Genomic DNA, 21436 nt, shown 5'->3' with positions numbered 1-21436 from the left:
GTTTCTGTATTTATTATAAATATCCCTCCGTTTTCTTGCAACCGTTTTGTTTTTGTCCTGTTTTATACAGAAAGAAGCCGCCTCGGAATGGGTATCCGAAGCGGCTTGTAAGGTATGTTCTATTTCAGAGCTGCTGTTATTTTTCAGGCCAGTTCTTTTCCTGTAAGCATTTTGTATGCCTGGAGATATTTCTCAATAGTCTTGTCAACGATCTCCTGCGGAAGTGTCCAGTCGTTGTCCGGATTGGCTTTCAGCCAGTCACGTGCAAACTGTTTGTCAAAGGATGGCTGACCATGTCCTGGTTCATAGCCTTCTGCCGGCCAGAAACGGGAGCTGTCCGGTGTCAGCATCTCATCACCGATGACCATGTTTCCGTCCTCATCAAGACCAAACTCGAATTTTGTATCTGCAATGATGATTCCCTTGCTGAGTGCATACTCTGCACATTTTTTGTAAAGAGCAATGGTGTTGTCACGAAGCTTTTCTGCATACTCGCGTCCTTTTCCCGGGAAGTATTTCTCAAGATGATCGATACTCTGCTCAAAGGAAATATTCTCATCGTGATCACCGATCTCAGCCTTGGTAGATGGTGTGTAGATCGGCTCAGGCAGCTTGTCGGATTCCTTCAGTCCCTCCGGAAGCTTAATGCCGCATACAGTGCCGTTCTCCTTGTAGCTTGCCCAGCCGCTTCCTGTGATGTATCCACGTACGATACACTCGATCGGCAGCATGTTCAGTTTACGGCACATCATGGATTTTCCTTCGAATTTCTCCTGCTGGAAAAACTCCGGCATATCCTTGGTATCTACAGAGATCATGTGGTTCGGAAGAATGTCCTCAGTCATGTCAAACCAGAATTTGGACATCTGGGTCAGTACAGCACCTTTCTTTGTAACTTCGTTATTCAGAATTACGTCAAAGCAGCTGATACGGTCTGTTGCAACCATGATCAGACTGTCTCCATTGTCATAGATCTCACGTACTTTACCTTCTTTGATTGGTTTTAATTCCTGCATGTTCTCACACCTCATCATTCGGTTATTTGATTTTTGTTTTCGACACCGTTACCGTATCACCTCACAAGCCCTCCTGTCAAGATGTCAGGCCCCTTTCAGTCATAAGTATTCGTTAAGGGATCATTCATATTTCTAATAGTGATGCACATTCCTCCTGAAGCTTTTTCTCCTGTTTCCGGTAAAGAAGCTTCTCACTACAGGCAAAATAAGGATCACAACCATACTCCCGGATAAAGGCCGCCGCATGGCTGTTCCTGGTCAGTCCGGTAACAAAAAGCACCGTTTCCTGTCCGTCCCCGAAGCATTCTTTCATAAATGTAAATGCCTGTTCCAGCTCCCCGCTGATCTTTTTCGCACAGGCCTTTCTCTTCTCCGCCATTTCTGTAAACAGCTGCCGGATCCGTTCAAAGCCAGCCTCTGTTTCTGTGATATGCTCCTTTCGGATAGTAAGGCTGAATTCCTCCAGAGTGCGGATCACAAGCTCTTCCGTAGTCTGCTGATCTGCGGTAAGAAGCTCCGCCTCCAGACGGACAGCCAAACTTTTCTTCTTCATATCTGTAAATTCATCCAGCGCCGTCATGTCCTTTTTATCCTGAAGAAAAGCTTTCAGATGCAGAAGTTCCTGATAAACAGCACCTGTCTCACCATCCATCTTCTCATAGGTCAGAAAACTTCCGTTCAGACCGTCAAGCAGAAGCCCTGTCACAAGGAAGCGTTCCTCAAAGGAAGCATCCTTCGCCATTTTTACCTTTTTCCGCTGTTCCTCCTCCGGCATCTCTCCGGAAAGCAGACGTTCCAGGCCATAGTCCTCTCCGTACTTCCTGTACAGCTGATAGCTGGCAAAAAAGCTTCTTGCGATCTCCTCTCTGCATAAATACTCCCCGATCAGATTCTCCGTGATCTCCACGCCCAGCTCCTCATAAGCCTTCAGGATCTCAGACAGGTCTTCCCAGCCTCTTGCTGTCACGAAGAATTTCCCGTCCACTGTATTCTCCACAGAATAAAAATGATCCTTTTTCATGCCGAGATAAGCCAAGATTGATCCGTGGATCTCCTTTTTCCAGGCATACTCCATCCACACCTCAAGATCTGCCTCGATATCCATCCTCCGCACACGGTCCAGTGTTACAATATCAAACTCCCGGACCGATTTATTATATTCCGGAGGATTTCCTGCTGCCGCGATCAGCCATCCTTCCGGCACACTGTGGCTTCCGAAGGTCTTGTTCTGAAGGAACTGCAGCATGGTAGGCGCAAGTGTCTCGGAGACACAGTTGATCTCATCGATAAACAGGATTCCCTCCTTCTTTCCGGTACGTTCCATACAATCGTACACAGAAGCAATGATCTCGCTTAAGGTATACTCTGTGATGCTGACCTCTTTTCCGTTGTAGCACCGGGTCACGATCCTTGGCAGTCCTACCGCACTCTGTCTTGTATGGTGGGTGATGGTATAGGCTACCAGACCTACCTCGCATTCCTCTGCCACCTGCTCCATGATCGCTGTTTTCCCGATTCCGGGAGGCCCCATAAGCAGGATGGGACGCTGCCGGAGTTTGGGAAATGTATAGCGCCCGGCTGCATCCTTCCGGTTGTAAGCCAGTAAGGTATGTTTGATCTCTTCTTTTGCCTCTTTTATGTTCATGTTCTGTAACGCACTCCTTCCTGCTCTGCCACAAGCCGGATCGCCCAAGGCGGAACAAGCTCCATTTTTTCTGTTTTATGTAAAAATACAAAGGCCGTTTCATAATCCGGTTTGCTTCCGGGATATATCCCGTCCCCGTCTGTAAAATAGATCAGAGCCTTAAGACTGCGGATTTCTTTTTTCTCCTGCTGCTCCTTCACATACCGGAACACCGGCCGGAAATCTGTTCCGCCCCGGCCCTGTATGGTGATATTTTTGCTGTATTCCTTCCATTCTTCCTCGGAATGAATCACCTTAACATCCTGGATACAGCAGTCACACTGGATCAGGTACACCTTCATTTTATGGAAAAAATTCTCTTTTTCACTGAGAATGGAATACGTTTCTCCAAGGAATCTCCGCACAGTCTCTCCATCACAGGAGCCGGAAGTATCAATGGCGATCACCAGCTCCTCCAGACGGTTCACTTCCTTATATTCCAGCGGCTCGATCAGCGGAAGATTTCCATAATGCTCCATCCCGTAATTATAAAAAATATAATCAAAGCTTTCCGTATCCAGCTCCACCTCTTCCCGCAGCACAGAAAACTGACGGAGGAATTTTTTGTAATTATATCTTCCGGATCTTACCGTTCCTGCCTCTTCCTTCTGGTCCCCTTTCTGGCTTCCCCGCCGTTTCCGGTGATCCTGACGGTTTGCGGCAGTATAGGAAAGAAGCTTGTTCCATTTTTCCTTTGTTCTTTTTCCTTTTTCTCCTGTGCAGATGTCCCACAGGGTGTGGTCATCAAAATGAAAGGCTTCCTCCAGTTCTTCCAGGTGAAACGGAAAAGCCTGTTCCTTCAGCTTCCGGCATATCTTTTCTGCGGAATCCGACCTGTCTCCCAGAATATGAAAAACCTTTTCACGGATTTTTTTCGCATCGCCGCCTGTCTCCAGAATCGGGATCTTTTCCCTGGAAATGATCTGTTCCACCGCAATATCACAGGCCAGGTTCCATAAGCGTCTGTCCTCCTGATCCTCCCGAAAAAGGTGCAGATACAGACAGTGCAGCAGCATATGAAGATAACCTCTTCGCACTGCCTCCGGCCTTTTTACATAAAGCTTCAGAAGATATTCCGGGGAAAAAAGAAAAAAAGCTCCATCTGTTCCAATGGTTCCGGTCTGCTCTGAGCCCTTCCCGGAAATGCAGGCAAAAGCACCGTCCAGATATGGAAAATAGTAGTACAGTTCGTTCCTTATATTTTCCAGGATATGTATTCCAAGCTCTTCCTGCCTCCGTTCCACCGAATCCGCCTCCATTCCCGATTTCCTGAAAAAATCACAGCTCGAATTTCTTCTCTTTAAATCCATAATTTGCTTTTTTCAAATGGAGAAGTCCCATCAGCGCTGCAGGTCTCCTCCACTCTTCAGCCAGTTTCAGGAACACCTCCAGCTCCTGTTCCCCAAACCATTCGTTCTCATAAAGCTTCTCGATCTTTTCCCAGTCATCTTCCAGGATCAGGCGTTCCACAGCCGGACGGATCCTTTTCTTAAGATATGCTCCATAATGCGCGCGTTCCTCTTCCTCCACACCTTCCTCCAGAAAATATCCCCGCAGGGCAACTGCCAGCCGCAGCGGCTCCTGCTTGGTACTTCCGAATTTCCGGTAAAGATGAATGGCCTCTTCTTTGGCATCCTCGTTCTCCGCCCGCATTTCAAGAGCAGTGGCAGCAACTTCCACATCTTTTTGAAAACGGCTTAATTCTGTCATAATGATCCCTCCTGTCTGCTGTCTGTTTATAGTGTTCGAGAAAATGCTTTTGTATGACATTATCATATCACGTACCGCTTTGTTTGAACATTATTTTTTGTTAAAAAAGAAACCGCCACTGCCTTTTTTCTGACAGTGACGGTCCGAAATTATTTTCTCAGATTCCCTTTTTATAAAGAATAAATGAATAGATCATTGGCACAAGGATGACCAGCAAAATTACCGCAAAAACTATTTCCGTTTTCAGAAGCAGCGAATTCATAAGAAAAAGCAGCCCTGACAGGATCAGTATCCAGCCTGTCATACGGTTGGTACGGTTCCAGTTCTCCTCGCTGTTCAAGGTCCAGGGAAGCTTCATTCCCACTGTATAATTCTGTTTCACCTTATGAACGTAATTTCCGAGAATGATAAACATGATCCCCACCATGATATTCACGATCACACCTATATCAATGTCCATACCCAGAGCAAGACCATAGATTGACATGCAGGTGATCACAGACCCCACCGGAACCAGCCACAGGACCATGGTAAAAATACGCCTGTTGATATTTTTTCTTTTTGGATCATTGGCTGTAAAAAACACGCAAAACAGATGGATCAGCAAAAGTAGAAACGGAATTCCAAAAACTGCCATCGGCTTGCTGCTCCAGCCGTTGGCCAGATTATGCTGATCAAAATGTGTTGCGATCTTCTCCGGCAGACGGTCCCACAGCAGGATCCCTGCCAGTGACGGTGAGATCGTAAGGATACTCCCAGAGATCAGGGACATTTTATATTCCTTCAGAAACTCTTTTCTTTCTTCACCTTTCATCATTCTTTCCCCCTTTCAGATCACTGAGCCACAGAAGCAGCTCCTCTACAACTGTGGTATTCAGTTCGTAATACACGAAATTCTTTACCTTCGTCTCCCACACAAGATCTGCTTTCTTCAAAATTTTCAGATGATAGGATATGGTTGCACCTGTCATGTCAAAATGTCCTCCGATCTCACCGGCTGACATTTTCCCGTTTTTCAGAAGCTGCAGGATTTCTCTCCGCACAGGATCCGAAAGTGCCTTGAAGGTTTCCGCAAACGCCATCGTGTATGTCTTCCTCCTTTCGGATAGTATTTAGAAATATTTCTAAATAGAATATATCACTTCCGGATTTCCCAGTCAATAAGTATTTAGATTTTTTTCTAAATACTTACATTTGTCATCTATAAAAAAATGAGGATACCGATCATCGCCTCTGCGACCTTACGATATCCTCATTCACCATCGATCAACCATTATTTATTTTTTCCCCTCTTAAACCTACCTTATGCAAAAACCAAGACTGGATGTGATCTCCGGCGCAAGCTCCGGCACATGTGCACAAAAGTCCATCTCTCTGCCAAGGCCAATGGATGCAACTCCAAGAATGGATTTGCCATTTACCGTTCTGCTTCCCCTTTTCAGATCCACTGCAAACGGAAAATGCTCCGTCACATCAAGAAAACGGTTCACTTCATCCATGCTCTCAAACTGTACTTTTTTTACTGTCATCGTTTTTTTCACCTCTTTTCTCTATCTATACTACTATTTTACTATGATATAATTATTTGTATAGAGTAATTTTTTTATAAAAAAGGTGATTTTTTTAGATGTTATCTTCTCCTATTTCTGTTACAATATAAAAAAACAACACCCAGGAGGTATCAGAATGTCAAAAAAGAACCTTATCGCAGGACAGTCCGGCGGACCGACCGCAGCTATCAACAGCAGTCTTTACGGTGTGGTATCTGAAGCACTTAAACATACAGAAGAGATCGACCATGTTTATGGTATGGTCAACGGCATTGAGGGATTTTTAAACGGAACAGTCCTTGATTTCCAGGAAGCACTTCCGGGAGAGCAGCTTCTCGCTCTTACCTGGACCCCCGGCGCTTACCTTGGCTCCTGCCGTTACAAGCTTCCGGAATCCCTGGAGGATCCGGTTTATCCGAAGCTTTTTCAGAAATTCGAGGAGATGAACATCGGCTGGTTCTTTTATATCGGCGGCAACGATTCCATGGATACCGTCAGCAAGCTTTCCCGCTATGCTGAAAAGATCGGCAGCGACATCCGTATCCTCGGTGAGCCGAAGACCATTGATAACGATCTTGTAAACACCGACCATACTCCCGGATTCGGAAGTGCTGCCCGCTACGTAGCCTCCACCGTCCGTGAGATCACCCTGGACGCCTGTGTCTATGAGAAAAAATCCGTCACTATCATCGAGATCATGGGACGTCACGCTGGCTGGCTCACCGGAGCTGCTGCCCTTGCCCGGAAATACGTTGGAGACAATCCGCTTCTCATTTATCTTCCGGAAACCGATTTCGATGTAGAAGAATTTCTCCAGAAAGTTCATGCTGCCTTCGAGAAAAACTGCAACGTCGTAGTCTGTGTATCTGAGGGAATCCATGATAAAGACGGCACTTTCATCTGCGAATACGACAGCGCTGCCGGAACCGACGCCTTCGGTCACAAGATGCTTGCTGGCTGCGGTAAATATCTTGAGAATCTTGTACGCAGCCGTCTTGGTGTCAAAGCCCGCTCCGTAGAGCTCAATGTAAGCCAGCGCTGCTCTGCAGCTATGCTCGCCGGAACAGACCAGCAAGAAGGCATCCTCGCCGGTGAATTTGGTGTACAGGCTGCCCTGAACGGCGAAACCGGAAAGATGATCGCATTTAAACGTCAGAGTGATTCTCCGTACTCCATGAAATGTACACTGGAGGATGTCAACGTTATCTGCAACGAAGAAAAGACGGTCCCTGTGGAATGGATCACAGAAGACGGCTCCGATGTCACCGAAGACTTTATCCGCTATGCCCGCCCGCTGATCCAGGGAACTGTAAATGTTCCGGTTGGCGAGGATGGACTGCCGGCGTTCGTGTATCGGAAATAAGATTTGTGGTAATGCGGATAAAAATATCCACATTTGCTGCGTAACTCTGTCCTGAGTAACTGTTTATCCGTCATTCGATAAAAAATGCACCGGGAATTTCCTAATAGTTCCCGATGCATTTTCTTTATTTCTCTATATATATTTTTCTTTTTTATTTCTTACTGCGGTATGCTTCTGCTTCCCAGTGTGTGATAAAATATGTGATCTCATCAGTCATCTGCAGCGGGCCGCCAAAGCTCTCTGCATACACTGCAAGCTTGATCGCATCCTTTACCAGAAGCTGTGCCTTTGCTGCCTTTCCTTTGTCATCTTCCATGATAAATGCGCCAACGCCCTGTACCAGGATCAGTCTTGGCTCTTTATCATGCTCTGCCATAAATGCATCCAGCGTATTTTTCGCCTCATCAATATTTTCTACAAATAACGGATAAGGTCCGCAATATACAATATGATCCGGAGTAAACGGCTTCAGAAGAGGTGCCGCAGCAGTTTTATCTTTTACAAAATGATCCGCCTCCGCAGCCGGTACGACTTCCACCGCATGTCCGAGCAGACTGGAAAGCTTCTGTGCTGCCTGCTCTTTTTCAGGTGTAACTGCATCACTTACATCCGCAGTTCTCTTTACGTGCTTTTCCAGCTTTCCGATCACACCATCGAATAAAACGCCGATCTCCTCTACCGTATCAGCCGCAACAAAAATTCCGTGATTCTGAAGCAGAAGAACCTGCACGTCTTTTCCTGTTTCTTCTTTATAGGCATTCATTTTCTCGAAGCAGATACGGGCAAGTGTGTATCCCGGTTTGCAGATATCGATCCAGAGTACATCTTTTCCAAGAAGCTCTTCGCAAAGAGCCTTTGCGCCCTTTCCGCAGGTCAGTCCATTGATAAGTGTCGGATGAACATGCAGGACATACGTATAGGCAAACAGATTGTGGAGCAGTGCTTCCACGCTGGGACGTTTGGTTTTATCCTCATCGGTCACTGCCGCCATTACATCTGCAAGATATGCAGATTCACGCTTCACATCATCCGCCGGATATTCCGTTTTCATGATCTCATTCAGACGGGCTCTGTCCATTTTGACAAATTCCTCTGCCTTAATGGTAGCAAGCTGTGTACCGGATCCCTTTACATACAATGTTGTATCGTCTTTTACAGAAGTATTACCGCCTCCTGCCAGAACATAGGCCGGATTGCTTCCGTAAGTGTTTGACATTTTTACCAAAGTTGAAAGCTCCATAAGTAAAATTCCTCCCTGTTGTGTCATTATATGATTTTTCCATATATTTATAGTACACGATACAAAGTGAATTATCTATATGAATATTTTTTCCAAAACTAGTACTTTCGTATCCTTTTATTATTTTTCCAAATGTAATATCTATGCATCTACTCTTTCCAAAGGAAATGATCTGTTTCTGCTTTTCATATTTTTTCCAGCTCTCATCATCTCACGTCAGCAGTTCAAAGGTATGATACAGATCCACCCTCCCATACCCCCACTCCGGGTTTGGGTACTGCATGTTTTCTTCTCTTCTTGCGCCTCTCTGCAGATAATATTTCACGCTGCTCCCAGTAAAAAACGGCTGGTTATCCCGTATGATCGCCCATTCAAACAGAAGTGCCGCGATACCGGCGGTCTGTGCGGCGGAGATACTGGTTCCGGAGCGGGTTCCAAAGCCGCCTCGTACCAGCGGCACTTTTACGTTAACGCCAGGAGCTGCCAGATGTGGAGTGATCATGCCATCTGGCGTATAGCCTCTGCCTGCTGCAATGTAGATGCTTCCGTCACGATGCTGGTAGGCAGTTGCCGTAATGCTGTTCCTGGCGTCTCCCGGCGCTGTCACCGTGGTATAGGGGGATGGTTCCAGAAAATAGGTATCCTGGGAGATCAGCCCTTCCACAGGAAGCCATATATGGAACTGTACGTTCTGCCTGTTTCTTGCCTTGGTAAAAATTTTCCAGATACCGGACGCCGGATGGAAAAATCGGATATACACCAGGGAATATCCGGTCTGACGCTCGATCAAGATATAATTCACATACACCTTTGTTTCCACAAAAACAAATGACAGCTCCTGGGTTCTGGAACCTATGGAACTGCTGACTTCCAGTATCTCACCGGTTGGTGACTGGATGGAAAGCTCATAGATTTCCGGCGGTTCTCCCCAGAATTCTATGGTAAAGCCCTGCTCTCTTTCCGCTACACGGAGTTCTGTCACGATCTGTTCCCTTCCCTGAGAAAAAATCCCCGTACTGTGGTTTCTTGTATTTCCTTCGTTTCCTGCTGCCACAGATACGGATACCTGAGAAAAATTTGCCACATAGTCCACATACTGGCTTAACGCATTGGTCCCCAGATGCGCGCCCTGGCTGCTTCCGATCCCCAGGCAGATAGAAAGTGGCATCTTCAGCTTTTTGGCCTGGGAAATCGCAAAAGCAATGGCCATCATCACATCATTTTCCTGAAAAGCTTCTGCCTCCGGAGGATAAAGATAAAAATTCCGGAGATATTGCTTTGCCGGCTTTACCTTGATGATGATCAGGGTTGCCTCCGGCGCTGCTCCGGTAAAATTTTCTCCGGGTACCATATTTCCGGCAGCAATACCCGCCAGTGCCGTGCCATGGCCGTTGGTATCTCTGGATGGCACGATGGCAAACGGCTCCTCGGAAGCCAGTGCCCGGTCGATATCCTTTTTCCGAAATAATTTGCCATATGGAACTTCTGTATCTGCTATATCATCCCCCGGCAAATTATCTGCATCTCCATTTTCAGCTTCCAACTCCCGTCCAGACTGATTTTGTTCTTCCTCTTCTATGGACTGATCCCATAAATAAGCGATTCTGGAGCCGCCTGCATTTCGAAACACTTCATTCTGATAATCAATCCCCGAATCGATCACCGCCACCGCAGTACCTTTTCCACGCAGCTTCAGATAAGGGTGATCGTGCAGCCTGTTGATCCCTGATTCCCCTGCTGCCTCCATATCCATGTAGGTATAACATTTCGGGATCGAATTATAGGAGGTTCCCGTGACCTCAATTTCTCCCATACTTTCCAGCGGAACATAAAGAACCCCGAAAATTTCATTGATCGCCCTAAAAGATGCCCCCGGAAAAAGTTCCATAGTATCCTGGACATTCTGCATATATTTCACGATAAAATCCCCGAAGCGCTGACTCTGTGCCGGATTTTCCGTCTGCGCTCCGGGGATCTTATCCTCTGTTTTCATATTTGGTTCAAAATCTTCTTTTCTGAGCATGACAGGCCTGCTTTCGCCTTTTTCATAGATGTATGCAGCGAAAACCTGTCCTTATACCACTATTGTCCAACTTTTTCCTGATACATGGGACTTCCCTGATCCATTTAAACACTGCTCTTGCTATCTCTTTTTTTCCTGATCCGTATCAGCAGCACGATCCCCGCAATCCCTGTAAAAATACTGATAAACTGGGAAGTCGACAAAATTCCCACACTTCCACGGATAATATCCCCACGGAAAAACTCGATCACAAACCGTCCAATGCTATAAAAGATCAGATAACAGGCAGTAACCTGACCATCTTCTTTTTTGTTCCGTGCGATCAGCAACAACAAAAGAAAATGCAGAAAATCCAGTCCGCTGGAATACAACTGCGTCGGGATCAACGCCACGTGATTAGGCGCATATTCGGAATTCTGAAATATCACAGAAAAAACACTCTCTGTCTCTTTTCCATAACAGCAGCCCGCCAGGAAACATCCGATCCGTCCAAATCCCTGGGCCAGTGCCACAGATGGCAGGATCACATCCGCGTATTTAAAAAATACAAGCTTTCTGATCCTGCAATACAGAAGCCCCGTCAGTATCCCGCCGATGATACCGCCAAACACCACAAAACCGGAGCTTAAAGTTTCCATTATAAATCCCGGATCCTGAACAATTGATTTCCACTCTGTGATCCAGAAGAGAAGCTTTGCACAGAAAAATCCACCCACCAGGCACCACAGGATCATTGGAAAGATCTGTTCACTGTCAAGCTTCTGTTTTCCGGCTCTATATTCTGCAGTCAGGCAGCCTGCCAAAATTCCAATGGCGATCATCAGACCATAACCGTATACCGTAAATGGCCCGATGGTAAGAAGTTCATTTTTCATCGGTTTCCTCCTGTTGTCTCATTCTTATTTCCGTCATGATCTTCGCTCCCGTATGCGGACAGAAAACACTCCAGCAATGTAGCATTGGCCCGGTCATTCAAGGCGCTGTTTCCAGATTCTGCTACATCACATTCACCACAGATATCCACGCCTAGGATTCCCTCTGCACATATTTCTCTGACTCTCTTCAGACATTCCAGCATCGTATTCAGGCGCATATCCCCCTGGCTCCAGTTCGTGTCCGCATCATCCTTGCAGAGAACATCTTTATCCACAGAAATGTACAGCGGCAGCTTTCCCACATGCTTGCTTACAAACGCACACACCTGCGCCTCTTCCATTTCCAGAAGCTTCTCTCTGCTCAAGAATTCCACCTTTTCCTGAATCTCCGATTCCACTCTGGAAAAAGCTTCCTCATCCGGGCCGATCAGGATCACCCTTTTAAGCAATGGAAGTTCCATAACAGAATCGTAGATCCATCCTCCGCAGGAAAGCAGACCTCCGAATGCCGGCGGCTGCATATCCGTGTGATTGTCAAATACAAGAAGCGAGAAAGGCTCCGATATCTTTTCCAGCCAGATCCTTGTCATATAGTGATAGTTTCCGGAATCAATAAAATGGATTCCTCCGGAAGAATAAGGGGCAATACGGCTGCGAATGGCATTCATCGCATCCTCATCACAGTAGCAGTTGGTTCCGGGAATGTCCCTGGCCTCCACCCGGGATACTTCTTTTCCCCTCCAGAACTGCTGATCCTCATATATTCCGGAAAAATCCATCATCAGTATCTTTATATTTTTATCTGTATTTTTATCTGTATTTTTCATGTGCACATCTTACCACGGAATGGCAGATGATGCAAGAGAAGGGTCAGTCCTTCCACTCTTCCAGTTCTTCATCGGAACCGTCCAGAAGATCCTTCAGGCTGCCGGTTTCCGCCTGGTCTTTGCCTACAGCCCAGAGCTTCATCTCCACATTCTCCGGCTCTTTTTCCCAGCGGGAATTCTTCTGCTTTTGCTCTTCTTCCGGTTCTGTGGATTCTTCTGTCTCTTTTCTGTCCGCAGAATATCCGTCTGCATCCTGCGCCGGCATAGCCGCTGTAGTCTCTGCTGTAGTTTCTGTTGGATATTCTGTTTCCTTCCCACTCTGCCGCTCACTCGACGCGTTTTCATCCTGGGTTCTTGTATCATTTGGCACATCCATATCTGCCGTTTCATTTACAGCATCTGAACTGTCTGCACCAGAATCTTCCTCCTCTGTCTCCGCTTTTTTTGCGATCTTTCGAAGCCCCAGCTTCATAATAATATAGAATACGATATCCGCAGCTCCGTCACACACCAGCACCCAGCCGGAAAAGATCAGCAGAGTCATGATCTTCGGAAATCTTCCAAACAGCATCACGATTCCAAGTGCAATGAAAACAAGACTTCCGATCAGAAGCATGCTCCATGCGCCGTTTCCTCCTTTTTTCAGAAGGAAGGCTCCTTTAAACTTCCACAGACTGTCAACCAATACAAATGCGCTGAGCATCCATGGAAGCAATTTGATCACGATAGACGGTGTCATAAAAAGAAACACCCCCAGCACAAAAACAACCACACCACTTAGAAGATCCATGATCGTAGCTTTCGCTTTTCCACGTATGTAAATATAGATATGATAAATGCCAGCTCCGATGAGGATCAGCCCGAATACTACTTTGCAGATCACGTCCACCGTCTGCGTGGGGATCAGGATCAGGCAAAGTCCCAGCAGTATATAAAATACTGAGGAGATGATCTCACCCTTTAGAATGTTGTTGATTTTTTCACCCATGTTCCTTCATACCTCCTCTGTTATTCCAACAGTATAGCTCTTTTCCACTGGTCAGTCCACCCTGAAACGTCAAAAAAATTTCTTTTTTCCAGAAAAATATTCTTATAATTCAATACAGCCCGAAGGACTTTTCCGGCGTCATTTCGCCTTGTTCCTTCAGGCTGTATTTTACTTTTTATGTTTCTTCTTTTTTGTCATAAGACCACCGATCCGTCCGGTTTCTTTTGCAGAAAGGCTTTTCCACCCGTCTTTGATCACTTTATCCAGAACTCCCATCTCATCGGCAATCTCGTATTTCAGTTTTTCCGCCTGGGAAAGCTTTCCCTCAAGATATGCTTTTACTTCTTTCTCCCTGTTCATCTTCCACACTCCTCATCTTTTTTATGGAGTATGGACAATTTCCGGAGAAATTATGCATTCTGAAAAATATGTCCGTCCTTTATGGGTACTGTCATTTTTAATCCGGGATAATGATCGCCGCAATGATATACGCCAGGATTCCGGCTCCGCCCATCAGCGTGATGATCACCCATACCAGCCGGACAAGAGTCGGATCGATATTAAAGTATTCCGCAATTCCGCCGCAGACACCACATAACATACGGTTTACTGATGATTTGTATAGTTTTTTGTTACTCATAATGCTTCCTCCTTTAGTCTTCTTCAAATTCAACCTGAACGTTTCCCATTCCGCAATCCAGTTTTATATTTTTCGTGGCACCTTCATTTGTGATCTGTTTATTTCCGGAAGTAATGGATGTTTCCAGAGAATCATCCACCTCCAGATTTCCAAGACCACATTTCAGCTCATAATTATACTCAGCAGCTTTTCCTGTAAGTGTAAGCTCCATATCTCCCATACCACAGCTTCCTTTTAAATTCTCCACCTGAAGTTCACTGATGTCAGCAGTTCCCACTCCGACTGTAAAATCTGCTTCCTTTATATCCAGGCTGCCGGAATTTTCAATGGTTCCGGCCCCCACATTTACTTCCATCTGCTCCGCTTTAAAATCACCATCCAGTTCGATGGTTCCGGCTCCCATCTGAAGTTTTATCTTCTGAAAGCTTAAGTTTTCCGGGCAAAAAATTTCTATGGAACGGTTTCTCACTTTTTGATTGCTTGCAATTCTCAGACTACCGTTGTTATTGCTGATCTGAATGCGATTGTGATCCTTCCCTGAAACTTTCACCTGGACTTTATCCTCATTCCATGTTTTCAAAACCAGTTCTTCGTATCTCAGATCACAGAAAAGGTCTGACACAGCCGAGGCCTCATATACTTTCGTATATGCGGAACTGTCTGCACTGTCTGCCAGAACGCCCTTCTCAGTTACCGCGCTCTCTGCAGCTGCCTGAAAATCGTCCTCCTGCTCATCCATATCTTCCTCGGAATCTTCCACTTCCCAGCTGTTTTCATGATCCAGAACACGAAGCACCTGCGTGATTCCATGATCCAGAACACTCACATCTCCCATAGTCGCTCCCATGGCAGCTCCGCCGGCAGTAAGTCCCAGGCCTGCCACACCGAATACCGCTGCAAGGATCAGAATTACCTTCAGAAAACGTTTCATACTTTTTCCGCCTTTCTTCCATTCAGGAGACTGCTGCAGAATCCCGTAAATTTCCGCAGGATCGCCGGCAGTATCTTACCTGTAAACCACACCGTCAGTAACAGTAACAAAAGTCCAAGTGCCATCATCAGGCATCCGATACCGATAGTCAGGATTCCGGCCGGCGGAAGAGACACCGTCATGGCAATCCCAACAACAATGCACGCAACTGCACCGATCACAAGGATGATCGATCCCGCTCCTGCAAAAAATGTCAGCAGAAAAGGCAGCAATGCCAGTGTCACCAAAATCCCCAGTACTCCGCCAAATAATCCTTTTATCAGAGGAGCCGCAAAAACAAGAACGATCAGCGCAAGAATGATTCCTGCCTTATTCTGCTTTTTCTCTGCGTGATAGCCGCGCTGGGCACGTCTTTTCCTGCGGTCTTTGAAATTTTCTGTATTTCCCGTATCACGATGGGCCTCTCCCTGTCCATTTCCGTATACGGTTACTTCTGTATAATGGTCCGGCATTTCCCCGTTCTCTTTCACACGGGTATCCTGATATCCGTTCTCTGTGTATTCCCCGTAATCTTCACTGTTCTCCTGAAGATCTGCCTTAATGATCGCAGCAACCTTCCCCGGATTTCCCAGTTCCCGGATCACTTCTCCTTCATTCTCAGGACCTGCATCATCAAAATATCCTTCATAATATTCCAGTGCTTCCTGTCTCTCTGCCTCTGAAATATCGGAAAGCAGCCGTTCAAGCTGTTCCATAAACTGCTTTCTGTTCATAATCAAACTCCCTCCTCAAACATCCTGGTGATCTTGGATGAATAGATCTCCCATTCACTTCTGTAAAGATTCAGCTGCGCTGCGCCCTTATCTGTCAGCTTATAATATTTCCGGTTTCTGCCTGCATATTCCATATTGTAGGCTTCCAGACATTCATCCTTCTGAAGCCTGCGAAGGACCGGATACAGCGTAGATTCTGAAACCTCCAGAACACTTCGCACATCCTGGGTGATCTTGTACCCGTAGGTACCGTCCTTCTCTCTGGAAATAACAGCCAGGACGATCGCATCCAGGAGGGCTGCTCCTGTATTAAATACCATCTGCTCACCTCTCTATGACCTGTAAAACGGACCTTCACATTCCGTCTTACTACATGCTGATGAACGCGATCACTTCACGATCCAACGCTCACATGATAAGTCATGTAATATTGTTCTGTGAATAATACTATATATCGTATAATATAGTTTTGTCAATAGTATTTAGAAAAATCCCTCTATACTTTATAATATTTTTCGGAAACCACTCTTTTCACACAATATCCGAGAGAGTCAAGTTTATATTATGGAGGAAATTATGACAGATTCAGATAAAATACAGACATTACCGCTTCCTTTTCTGGAGCGTATGAAAGAAATGCTGGGAGATGATTATGATGCTTTCCTGAAAAGCTACAAAAATCCCCGCACCTACGGTCTACGTGTAAACACCGCCAAGCTCTCCTGCCAGGATTTTCAGGCGCTTTCCCCTTTCCCTATCCGACCGATCCCGTGGATCAATACCGGATACTTCTACGAGGAGGAAAGCCGCCCTGCACGATGTCCTTACTACCAGGCGGGTCTTTATTATCTCCAGGAACCAAGTGCCATGACACCAGCTTCCAGGCTTCCCATCGAACCTGGAGATTTTGTCCTGGATCTCTGCGCAGCTCCCGGAGGAAAAGCCACTGCCCTGGGTGCAGCCTTAAATGACACCGGATTTCTCCTTGCCAACGATATCAGTACTTCCAGAGCCAGAGCCCTTCTTAGGAATCTGGAGCTTTTTGGCATGAAAAATATGCTCGTCACCGACGAAAAGCCCGCCAAACTTGCCCAGCGTTTTCCTGCTTTCTTCAATAAGATCCTTCTGGACGCTCCATGCTCCGGGGAAGGCATGTTCCGAAAAGAGGAAGCCCTTGCCCGCGACTGGACACCGGAAAAATCTGCTGAGCTTTCTGATATCCAGAAAGACCTGGTCTTAAAAGCTGCCGATATGCTCCGTCCGGGCGGAATGCTGCTTTATTCCACCTGCACTTTTTCCCCATGTGAAGACGAAGAAGTGGTAGCCTATCTTCTCAGACAACGCCCGGATATGGAACTTATGGAAATGCCAGGATATGAAGGCTTCTCCAGCGGCCGCCCGGAATATGCCGGCACAGCAGACACTTCCGATTCCGAAATCGCGTTAAGCTTAAATGCATTTAATCCGGAAGAACTTCAAAAATGCGTCCGAATCTTTCCACACAAAATGGATGGCGAAGGTCATTTTCTCGCCCTGTTCCGCAAAAAAGGTGACTCTCTTCCACCCGTTTTCCGCTTTTCCGCAAAAGGACCGGACAAAAATACCCGGAAATGGCTGGAGGAATTTTTCTCTGAGATCGGCCTGAAAACCATTGGCGGTCAGGAATTTGACTGGAACCGTGTGGAAGTCCGCAAAGATAAAGTATACTATCAGCTGCCCTTCCCGCTGGATCTCCGCGGAATCTCCTTTCTTCGAAACGGCCTCTACCTGGGTGATCTGAAGAAAAACCGTTTTGAGCCGTCTCAGCCTCTGGCGCTGGCGCTTCACAAAGGAGATGTGGAAGCAGTTATCTCCCTGCCGGTTTCCGACGAGCGGCTTACCCGTTATCTGAAAGGCGAAACTCTTATGATCGAGCCAGAAGAGGCCGCTCACAAAAAAGGCTGGCACCTTCTCTGTGTGGACGGTTATCCTCTCGGATTCGGAAAGCTTGTAAACGGGATCCTGAAAAACAAATATCCTGCTGGCTGGAGAGTGTAATCTCTCCGCCGCAGGATATCTGCCCACATTAACATATCATTTCATTTTCAGATCAGAGACTGAACGCTTCTCCAAGAGTAAACGAATAAATATACCGTTCCTTCACCTTCCGGCCTGTCATCCGTTCCAGCGCCTGGGCGTAATCCTCCAACTGTACATGATAACGGTCGATCAGCTTCTGTTCTTCTCCACGTCTCACAAAGTCCGTTTTATAATCCACCAGAACGATTTCTTCATCCTCTATAAAATACGCATCAATGATTCCCTGTACCAGAACATTTTCCTCACACTGCCACTGCGAATCGAGCTCCGAAGCTTTTCTTGCGATCACAAAAGGCTGCTCCCGGAACAGAAGTCTCTTCTCTGAAGCTGCTTTCATCCGCTGTCCGAGAGGTGTTTCCACAAAATTCCAGATATCCTTTACCCGGACCGACTCAGCCTCTTTTCTTTCCATCTTCCTGGCGTCAACCCATTCTCTCAGCTGTCTGCGGATCTCATCCCTGTTTGCTGTCTTCTGATAGTCCAGGCATTCCATTACACGATGATAAGCTGTTCCACGAAGTGCCCCTGTATACCCTTCCTCTTTCTTCTCCTCGATAAATCGGGGAACCAGCGGCTGGATCTCTTCTTCCGTCTCATAATCCACCGTTTCTTCCAGATCCTGCTCACTGTGGTAGCTTCGCTTTTTCAGTTCTGATACACTCACCTTCACAGGAAGATCTTCCAGATATTGATAGGGATATACAAAGGAAAAACGTCTCTGGATCTCCTCCCGGATCTCACTGTCAAAAACTCTGCCCGGATTCCAGTTCTCCAGTGTTTCCTTCTTCATTTCCCGCTCTGCCTGTTCCACAACCTCACTTTCTGTCAGTTCCCGTGCTGTGACCCGTGTAACTTTGAATTCTGCCGGATCTTTGTACAGAGGATTTGCGGTATTCATAAAGATGCCATATTCATGAAATAATGGTGCCATGCAGCGATGTCTTGCCAGTGCCGGAAGCACATAATCCCAGTAAGTCTTCCCGCCAAGCCTCCTGCCCAGAGAAAGCAATGGTTCCTCACTGTCCCTTAATGCGGACAATTCCCCCAATTCCGGTTGCAGGGCTCCAATGGTTCCACTGAGGATCAATTTTTCCTTTGCACGTGTAAGCGCTACATAAAGTACCCTCAGCTCCTCTCCGAGGCTTTCCATCAGAAGCGCTCTCCGTATGATCTGCTTACACAGGGATGGAGCGATGATCCTCTTCTCCGGCAGGATCGCATCCGCACCGATCCCCAGCTCCGGATGGATCAGGATACTTGCGTTCATATCCCGGAAATTAAAGCGTTTTCCCATTCCTGCTGCAAACACTACCGGAAACTCCAGTCCCTTGCTCTTATGGATCGTCATGATCTGTACTGCACTTTCCCCGGTTCCGGAAAGATTTACCTCCCCGTAATCCACCTGATACTGCTGAAGCTTCTGGATATATCTTACAAAATTAAAAAGGCCTCGATAGCTTGTCTTCTCATATTCCATTGCCTTTTCCACAAGCATGTTCAGGTTTGCATTCCTCTGTTCACCATTTGGCATTGCCTTTGCATGGTCTCCATATCCGGTACGTGCAAGTACCTCCAGGATCAGCTGATGGACCGGCGTGTAAGCCGCCTTATCACGAAGTGTATTCATGGTGTCCATAAAACAGGACAGCTTCTCTCCGAGGATTTTTTTGTTTTCCTCAGAGCTTCCATGCTTTCTGTAGTCCTCCACAAACCTGCACACACATTCATAGATCATTCCTTCCGGATATGCGATCCGAAGCTCAGCCAGCTCTTCTGTGGTACATCCAACGATCGGTGAACGCAGTACGCCGGTCATGGGAATATCCTGCAGCGGATTATCCAGGATCCGGAGATAATTCAGCAGTGTCACAACCTCTGTTGCAGAAAAATATCCGGTTCTGGAGGCCGTATATACCGGTATCCCTCTTGCACTCAAAACCTCCCCGAAGGTTTCAGCCCAGCCTGAAGCAGATCGGAGCAGGATCACGATATCTCCATATTGAAGAGGTCGATACTCTCCCGTTTCCTTATCCAGCACCCGTTCATGCCCTACCATAGATCGGATTCTTCCTGCAATGGCAAGGGCCTCCAGCTCTCTCTCATTCTCCGTTACTTCTTCATCCTCCTCTTCCAGCAGCGGACTGTATTTATCCACAAGAAGGATCTCTGTTTTTACAAATTCCGGATCCTGGCCTTCCGGAAAAGAAGCTCCGGGATACAGAGCTGCCGCCTCGTCGTAAGCAATTCCTCCCAGATCTTCCCCCATGATCTGCCGGAAAATAAAGTTGACACTTTCAAGGACTTCCGGTCTGCTTCGGAAATTTTTGTGCAGGTCGATCCGCTGTTCCGGACTGTCTTCCAGTGAATAGCTCTTATATTTTTCCATGAACAGTTCCGGACGGGCCAGACGAAAACGGTAGATGCTCTGCTTTACATCTCCTACCATAAAGATATTTTTGCGTTCATTGACCCAGCCGGAAACTGTCTGCATCAGGATCTCCTGAACCAGATTACTGTCCTGATACTCATCCAGCAGGACCTCATCATATTTTTCAGAAAGCTCTCTTGCCGCCTGGCTGGGCACATAGGTTTCTCCTTCCTTTTTCAGAAGGATGTCCAGGGCAAAATGTTCCATATCTGAAAAATCCAGAACATTTTTTTCACGCTTCTTTGCCTGGAAACGTTCTGCAAAATCCTTTGTCAGCTTTACCAGCATCTCCAGCGGTGGTGCAGATGCTTCTGTCAGTTCCGTCAGCTCAGCCAGATTTCCGTAAAAATATCGGATTCCCAGTTCCTTCAGATTATCTTTTGCATCTTCGCGAAGAGCTTTTACCAGATTTTTCAGCTGCTCCGATACTCCCTCCATTTTTTTTGAGGAAAGTCTTGCAAACTTCAGATTCCGGAGATTCTGCGCTATCTCATCATAATCCCTTTTAACGGACAGTTGTTTTAACTGCCGAATCAGTATCATATCTTTTTCTAGAGCCTCCAGATAAAGCTCCGGTCCATCCTGGAGCTGACAGGTCTTCATTGCGGTTTCTGTAAGCTCTTCCGCTTCTTTCAGTGCGCAGTCTGCAGCCTCCCACAGATATCGGAACCATCGCGTTCCCTCAAGACCTTTTTCCGGATCCAGATGATAATTCTCCACACAGCTGTCCAGCCATTTTTCGGGCCATGGATTACTCATCGCAGCATTATAAAGCTCCAGCACATGTTCCTTCAGTCCTTCATCCGTTTTTCCTGGCGCATAGCATTCCACAAATGCAGTAAAATCTGCCTTTCTTTCTGCATAATGATCTTCAAAAAGCTCCTTCAGCACATCTTCCTGCAAAAGCTTCAGTTCACCCTCATCTGCAGTCCGGTAACCCGGATCCAGTCCGATCAGATGAAAATAATTTCGGATCACATAGGCGCAAAAGCCGTCAATGGTAGTGATCTGTGCCGTATGGATCAACGTCATCTGTCTCTGCAGATGCTCATTATCCGGATCTTCAGCCAGTGCCTGATCCAGTCCACGTTCGATACGTTCCCGCATCTCTCCCGCTGCCGCCCTTGTAAATGTCATGATCAGAAGACGGTCAATGTCCACCGGTTTCAAAGGATCCATGATCTTACTTAAGATCCTCTGCACCAGCACTGCAGTTTTACCGGAACCGGCTGCTGCGCTGACCAGAATATTCCGGTCTCGGAGCGTGATGACCTTTTTCTGCTCTTCAGTCCATTTCACTGCCATTCTC

General features: G+C 46.7%; 20 protein-coding genes. 2 read left to right on the top strand and 18 right to left on the bottom strand.

Annotation, left to right across the window (positions count from 1 at the left end):
* Positions 1–143: 143 nt before the first annotated feature.
* From NE638_RS08565 to NE638_RS08535, 7 genes are all read right to left on the bottom strand, one after another.
* Positions 144–1016: a phosphoribosylaminoimidazolesuccinocarboxamide synthase gene (locus tag NE638_RS08565; protein WP_015527192.1), complete on the bottom strand. Its 873-nt coding sequence runs from the start codon at positions 1014–1016 to the stop codon at positions 144–146.
* Between the two features lie 124 nt (positions 1017–1140).
* Positions 1141–2661, bottom strand: coding sequence for an ATP-binding protein (locus NE638_RS08560; RefSeq protein WP_173746032.1), 1521 nt, complete (start codon positions 2659–2661; stop codon positions 1141–1143).
* Complete coding sequence (locus NE638_RS08555; RefSeq protein WP_256137144.1) at positions 2658–3944, bottom strand: vWA domain-containing protein; 1287 nt, start codon at positions 3942–3944, stop codon at positions 2658–2660. The genes NE638_RS08560 and NE638_RS08555 overlap by 4 nt, the downstream gene beginning before the upstream one ends.
* Before the next feature lie 34 nt (positions 3945–3978).
* A complete protein-coding gene (locus tag NE638_RS08550) occupies positions 3979–4410 on the bottom strand; it encodes a hypothetical protein (RefSeq protein WP_092068357.1) in 432 nt (143 codons plus the stop codon).
* Between the two features lie 157 nt (positions 4411–4567).
* Complete coding sequence (locus NE638_RS08545) at positions 4568–5227, bottom strand: SdpI family protein (RefSeq protein ID WP_330603413.1); 660 nt, start codon at positions 5225–5227, stop codon at positions 4568–4570.
* The gene (locus NE638_RS08540; protein ID WP_015527197.1) at positions 5214–5492 is read right to left on the bottom strand and encodes an autorepressor SdpR family transcription factor; all 279 of its coding nucleotides are present in this window, start codon (positions 5490–5492) and stop codon (positions 5214–5216) included. The genes NE638_RS08545 and NE638_RS08540 overlap by 14 nt, the downstream gene beginning before the upstream one ends.
* 216 nt (positions 5493–5708) lie before the next feature.
* Positions 5709–5939: an HPr family phosphocarrier protein gene (locus tag NE638_RS08535; RefSeq protein ID WP_173746030.1), complete on the bottom strand. Its 231-nt coding sequence runs from the start codon at positions 5937–5939 to the stop codon at positions 5709–5711.
* Positions 5940–6096: 157 nt separating this feature from the next.
* Between NE638_RS08535 and NE638_RS08530 the strand changes: the two genes are divergently transcribed.
* The gene (locus tag NE638_RS08530; protein ID WP_015527199.1) at positions 6097–7323 is read left to right on the top strand and encodes a 6-phosphofructokinase; all 1227 of its coding nucleotides are present in this window, start codon (positions 6097–6099) and stop codon (positions 7321–7323) included.
* Between the two features lie 151 nt (positions 7324–7474).
* Here NE638_RS08530 and NE638_RS08525 read toward each other — a convergent pair whose 3' ends face one another.
* The 10 genes from NE638_RS08525 to NE638_RS08480 form a co-directional block, all read right to left on the bottom strand.
* Complete coding sequence (locus NE638_RS08525; protein WP_114002153.1) at positions 7475–8563, bottom strand: class II aldolase/adducin family protein; 1089 nt, start codon at positions 8561–8563, stop codon at positions 7475–7477.
* Between the two features lie 211 nt (positions 8564–8774).
* Positions 8775–10586: a S8 family peptidase gene (locus NE638_RS08520; RefSeq protein WP_173746029.1), complete on the bottom strand. Its 1812-nt coding sequence runs from the start codon at positions 10584–10586 to the stop codon at positions 8775–8777.
* Positions 10587–10690: 104 nt separating this feature from the next.
* Entirely contained in the window at positions 10691–11461 is a 771-nt protein-coding gene (locus tag NE638_RS08515; protein WP_015527202.1) for a prolipoprotein diacylglyceryl transferase, read from the bottom strand.
* On the bottom strand, positions 11458–12288 hold the full coding sequence (locus NE638_RS08510; RefSeq protein ID WP_173746028.1) for an arginase family protein: 831 nt from the start codon (positions 12286–12288) through the stop codon (positions 11458–11460). Before NE638_RS08510 ends, NE638_RS08515 begins: the two co-directional genes overlap by 4 nt.
* A gap of 43 nt (positions 12289–12331) precedes the next feature.
* Positions 12332–13276 (bottom strand): DUF308 domain-containing protein, encoded by a 945-nt coding sequence (locus NE638_RS08505; protein ID WP_173746027.1) that lies wholly within the window; start codon positions 13274–13276, stop codon positions 12332–12334.
* A gap of 168 nt (positions 13277–13444) precedes the next feature.
* On the bottom strand, positions 13445–13636 hold the full coding sequence (locus tag NE638_RS08500; protein ID WP_015527205.1) for a small, acid-soluble spore protein, alpha/beta type: 192 nt from the start codon (positions 13634–13636) through the stop codon (positions 13445–13447).
* A gap of 97 nt (positions 13637–13733) precedes the next feature.
* Positions 13734–13916, bottom strand: coding sequence for a PspC domain-containing protein (locus tag NE638_RS08495; RefSeq protein WP_015527206.1), 183 nt, complete (start codon positions 13914–13916; stop codon positions 13734–13736).
* Positions 13917–13929: 13 nt separating this feature from the next.
* Positions 13930–14847: a DUF4097 family beta strand repeat-containing protein gene (locus tag NE638_RS08490; protein ID WP_173746026.1), complete on the bottom strand. Its 918-nt coding sequence runs from the start codon at positions 14845–14847 to the stop codon at positions 13930–13932.
* Positions 14844–15620: a DUF1700 domain-containing protein gene (locus tag NE638_RS08485; RefSeq protein ID WP_173746025.1), complete on the bottom strand. Its 777-nt coding sequence runs from the start codon at positions 15618–15620 to the stop codon at positions 14844–14846. The genes NE638_RS08490 and NE638_RS08485 overlap by 4 nt, the downstream gene beginning before the upstream one ends.
* A 2-nt stretch (positions 15621–15622) precedes the next feature.
* Positions 15623–15940, bottom strand: coding sequence for a PadR family transcriptional regulator (locus NE638_RS08480; RefSeq protein WP_015527209.1), 318 nt, complete (start codon positions 15938–15940; stop codon positions 15623–15625).
* Positions 15941–16196: 256 nt separating this feature from the next.
* Between NE638_RS08480 and NE638_RS08475 the strand changes: the two genes are divergently transcribed.
* Positions 16197–17657: an RsmF rRNA methyltransferase first C-terminal domain-containing protein gene (locus tag NE638_RS08475; protein ID WP_173722851.1), complete on the top strand. Its 1461-nt coding sequence runs from the start codon at positions 16197–16199 to the stop codon at positions 17655–17657.
* Positions 17658–17709: 52 nt separating this feature from the next.
* Here NE638_RS08475 and addA read toward each other — a convergent pair whose 3' ends face one another.
* Positions 17710–21432 (bottom strand): helicase-exonuclease AddAB subunit AddA, encoded by a 3723-nt coding sequence (gene addA / locus NE638_RS08470; protein ID WP_173746024.1) that lies wholly within the window; start codon positions 21430–21432, stop codon positions 17710–17712.
* Between the last annotated feature and the right edge of the window lie 4 nt (positions 21433–21436).

Source organism: Blautia sp. MSK.18.38 (assembly GCF_024460535.1).
In the GTDB taxonomy this organism is placed as follows: Bacteria; Bacillota; Clostridia; order Lachnospirales; family Lachnospiraceae; genus Blautia_A; species Blautia_A fusiformis.
This window is presented reverse-complemented; position numbering and strand designations above follow the sequence as displayed.

Excerpts from the sequence above, each read along its gene's own strand:
- NE638_RS08565 (WP_015527192.1), bottom strand. The coding sequence starts at position 1,016 with ATGCAGGAATTAAAACCAATCAAAGAAGGTAAAGTACGTGAGATCTAT.
- NE638_RS08560 (WP_173746032.1), bottom strand. The coding sequence starts at position 2,661 with ATGAACATAAAAGAGGCAAAAGAAGAGATCAAACATACCTTACTGGCT.
- NE638_RS08550 (WP_092068357.1), bottom strand. The coding sequence starts at position 4,410 with ATGACAGAATTAAGCCGTTTTCAAAAAGATGTGGAAGTTGCTGCCACT.
- NE638_RS08545 (WP_330603413.1), bottom strand. The coding sequence starts at position 5,227 with ATGATGAAAGGTGAAGAAAGAAAAGAGTTTCTGAAGGAATATAAAATG.
- NE638_RS08540 (WP_015527197.1), bottom strand. The coding sequence starts at position 5,492 with ATGGCGTTTGCGGAAACCTTCAAGGCACTTTCGGATCCTGTGCGGAGA.
- NE638_RS08535 (WP_173746030.1), bottom strand. The coding sequence starts at position 5,939 with ATGACAGTAAAAAAAGTACAGTTTGAGAGCATGGATGAAGTGAACCGT.
- NE638_RS08530 (WP_015527199.1), top strand. The coding sequence starts at position 6,097 with ATGTCAAAAAAGAACCTTATCGCAGGACAGTCCGGCGGACCGACCGCA.
- NE638_RS08525 (WP_114002153.1), bottom strand. The coding sequence starts at position 8,563 with ATGGAGCTTTCAACTTTGGTAAAAATGTCAAACACTTACGGAAGCAAT.
- NE638_RS08520 (WP_173746029.1), bottom strand. The coding sequence starts at position 10,586 with ATGCTCAGAAAAGAAGATTTTGAACCAAATATGAAAACAGAGGATAAG.
- NE638_RS08515 (WP_015527202.1), bottom strand. The coding sequence starts at position 11,461 with ATGAAAAATGAACTTCTTACCATCGGGCCATTTACGGTATACGGTTAT.
- NE638_RS08510 (WP_173746028.1), bottom strand. The coding sequence starts at position 12,288 with ATGAAAAATACAGATAAAAATACAGATAAAAATATAAAGATACTGATG.
- NE638_RS08505 (WP_173746027.1), bottom strand. The coding sequence starts at position 13,276 with ATGGGTGAAAAAATCAACAACATTCTAAAGGGTGAGATCATCTCCTCA.
- NE638_RS08500 (WP_015527205.1), bottom strand. The coding sequence starts at position 13,636 with ATGAACAGGGAGAAAGAAGTAAAAGCATATCTTGAGGGAAAGCTTTCC.
- NE638_RS08495 (WP_015527206.1), bottom strand. The coding sequence starts at position 13,916 with ATGAGTAACAAAAAACTATACAAATCATCAGTAAACCGTATGTTATGT.
- NE638_RS08490 (WP_173746026.1), bottom strand. The coding sequence starts at position 14,847 with ATGAAACGTTTTCTGAAGGTAATTCTGATCCTTGCAGCGGTATTCGGT.
- NE638_RS08485 (WP_173746025.1), bottom strand. The coding sequence starts at position 15,620 with ATGAACAGAAAGCAGTTTATGGAACAGCTTGAACGGCTGCTTTCCGAT.
- NE638_RS08480 (WP_015527209.1), bottom strand. The coding sequence starts at position 15,940 with ATGGTATTTAATACAGGAGCAGCCCTCCTGGATGCGATCGTCCTGGCT.
- NE638_RS08475 (WP_173722851.1), top strand. The coding sequence starts at position 16,197 with ATGACAGATTCAGATAAAATACAGACATTACCGCTTCCTTTTCTGGAG.
- addA (WP_173746024.1), bottom strand. The coding sequence starts at position 21,432 with ATGGCAGTGAAATGGACTGAAGAGCAGAAAAAGGTCATCACGCTCCGA.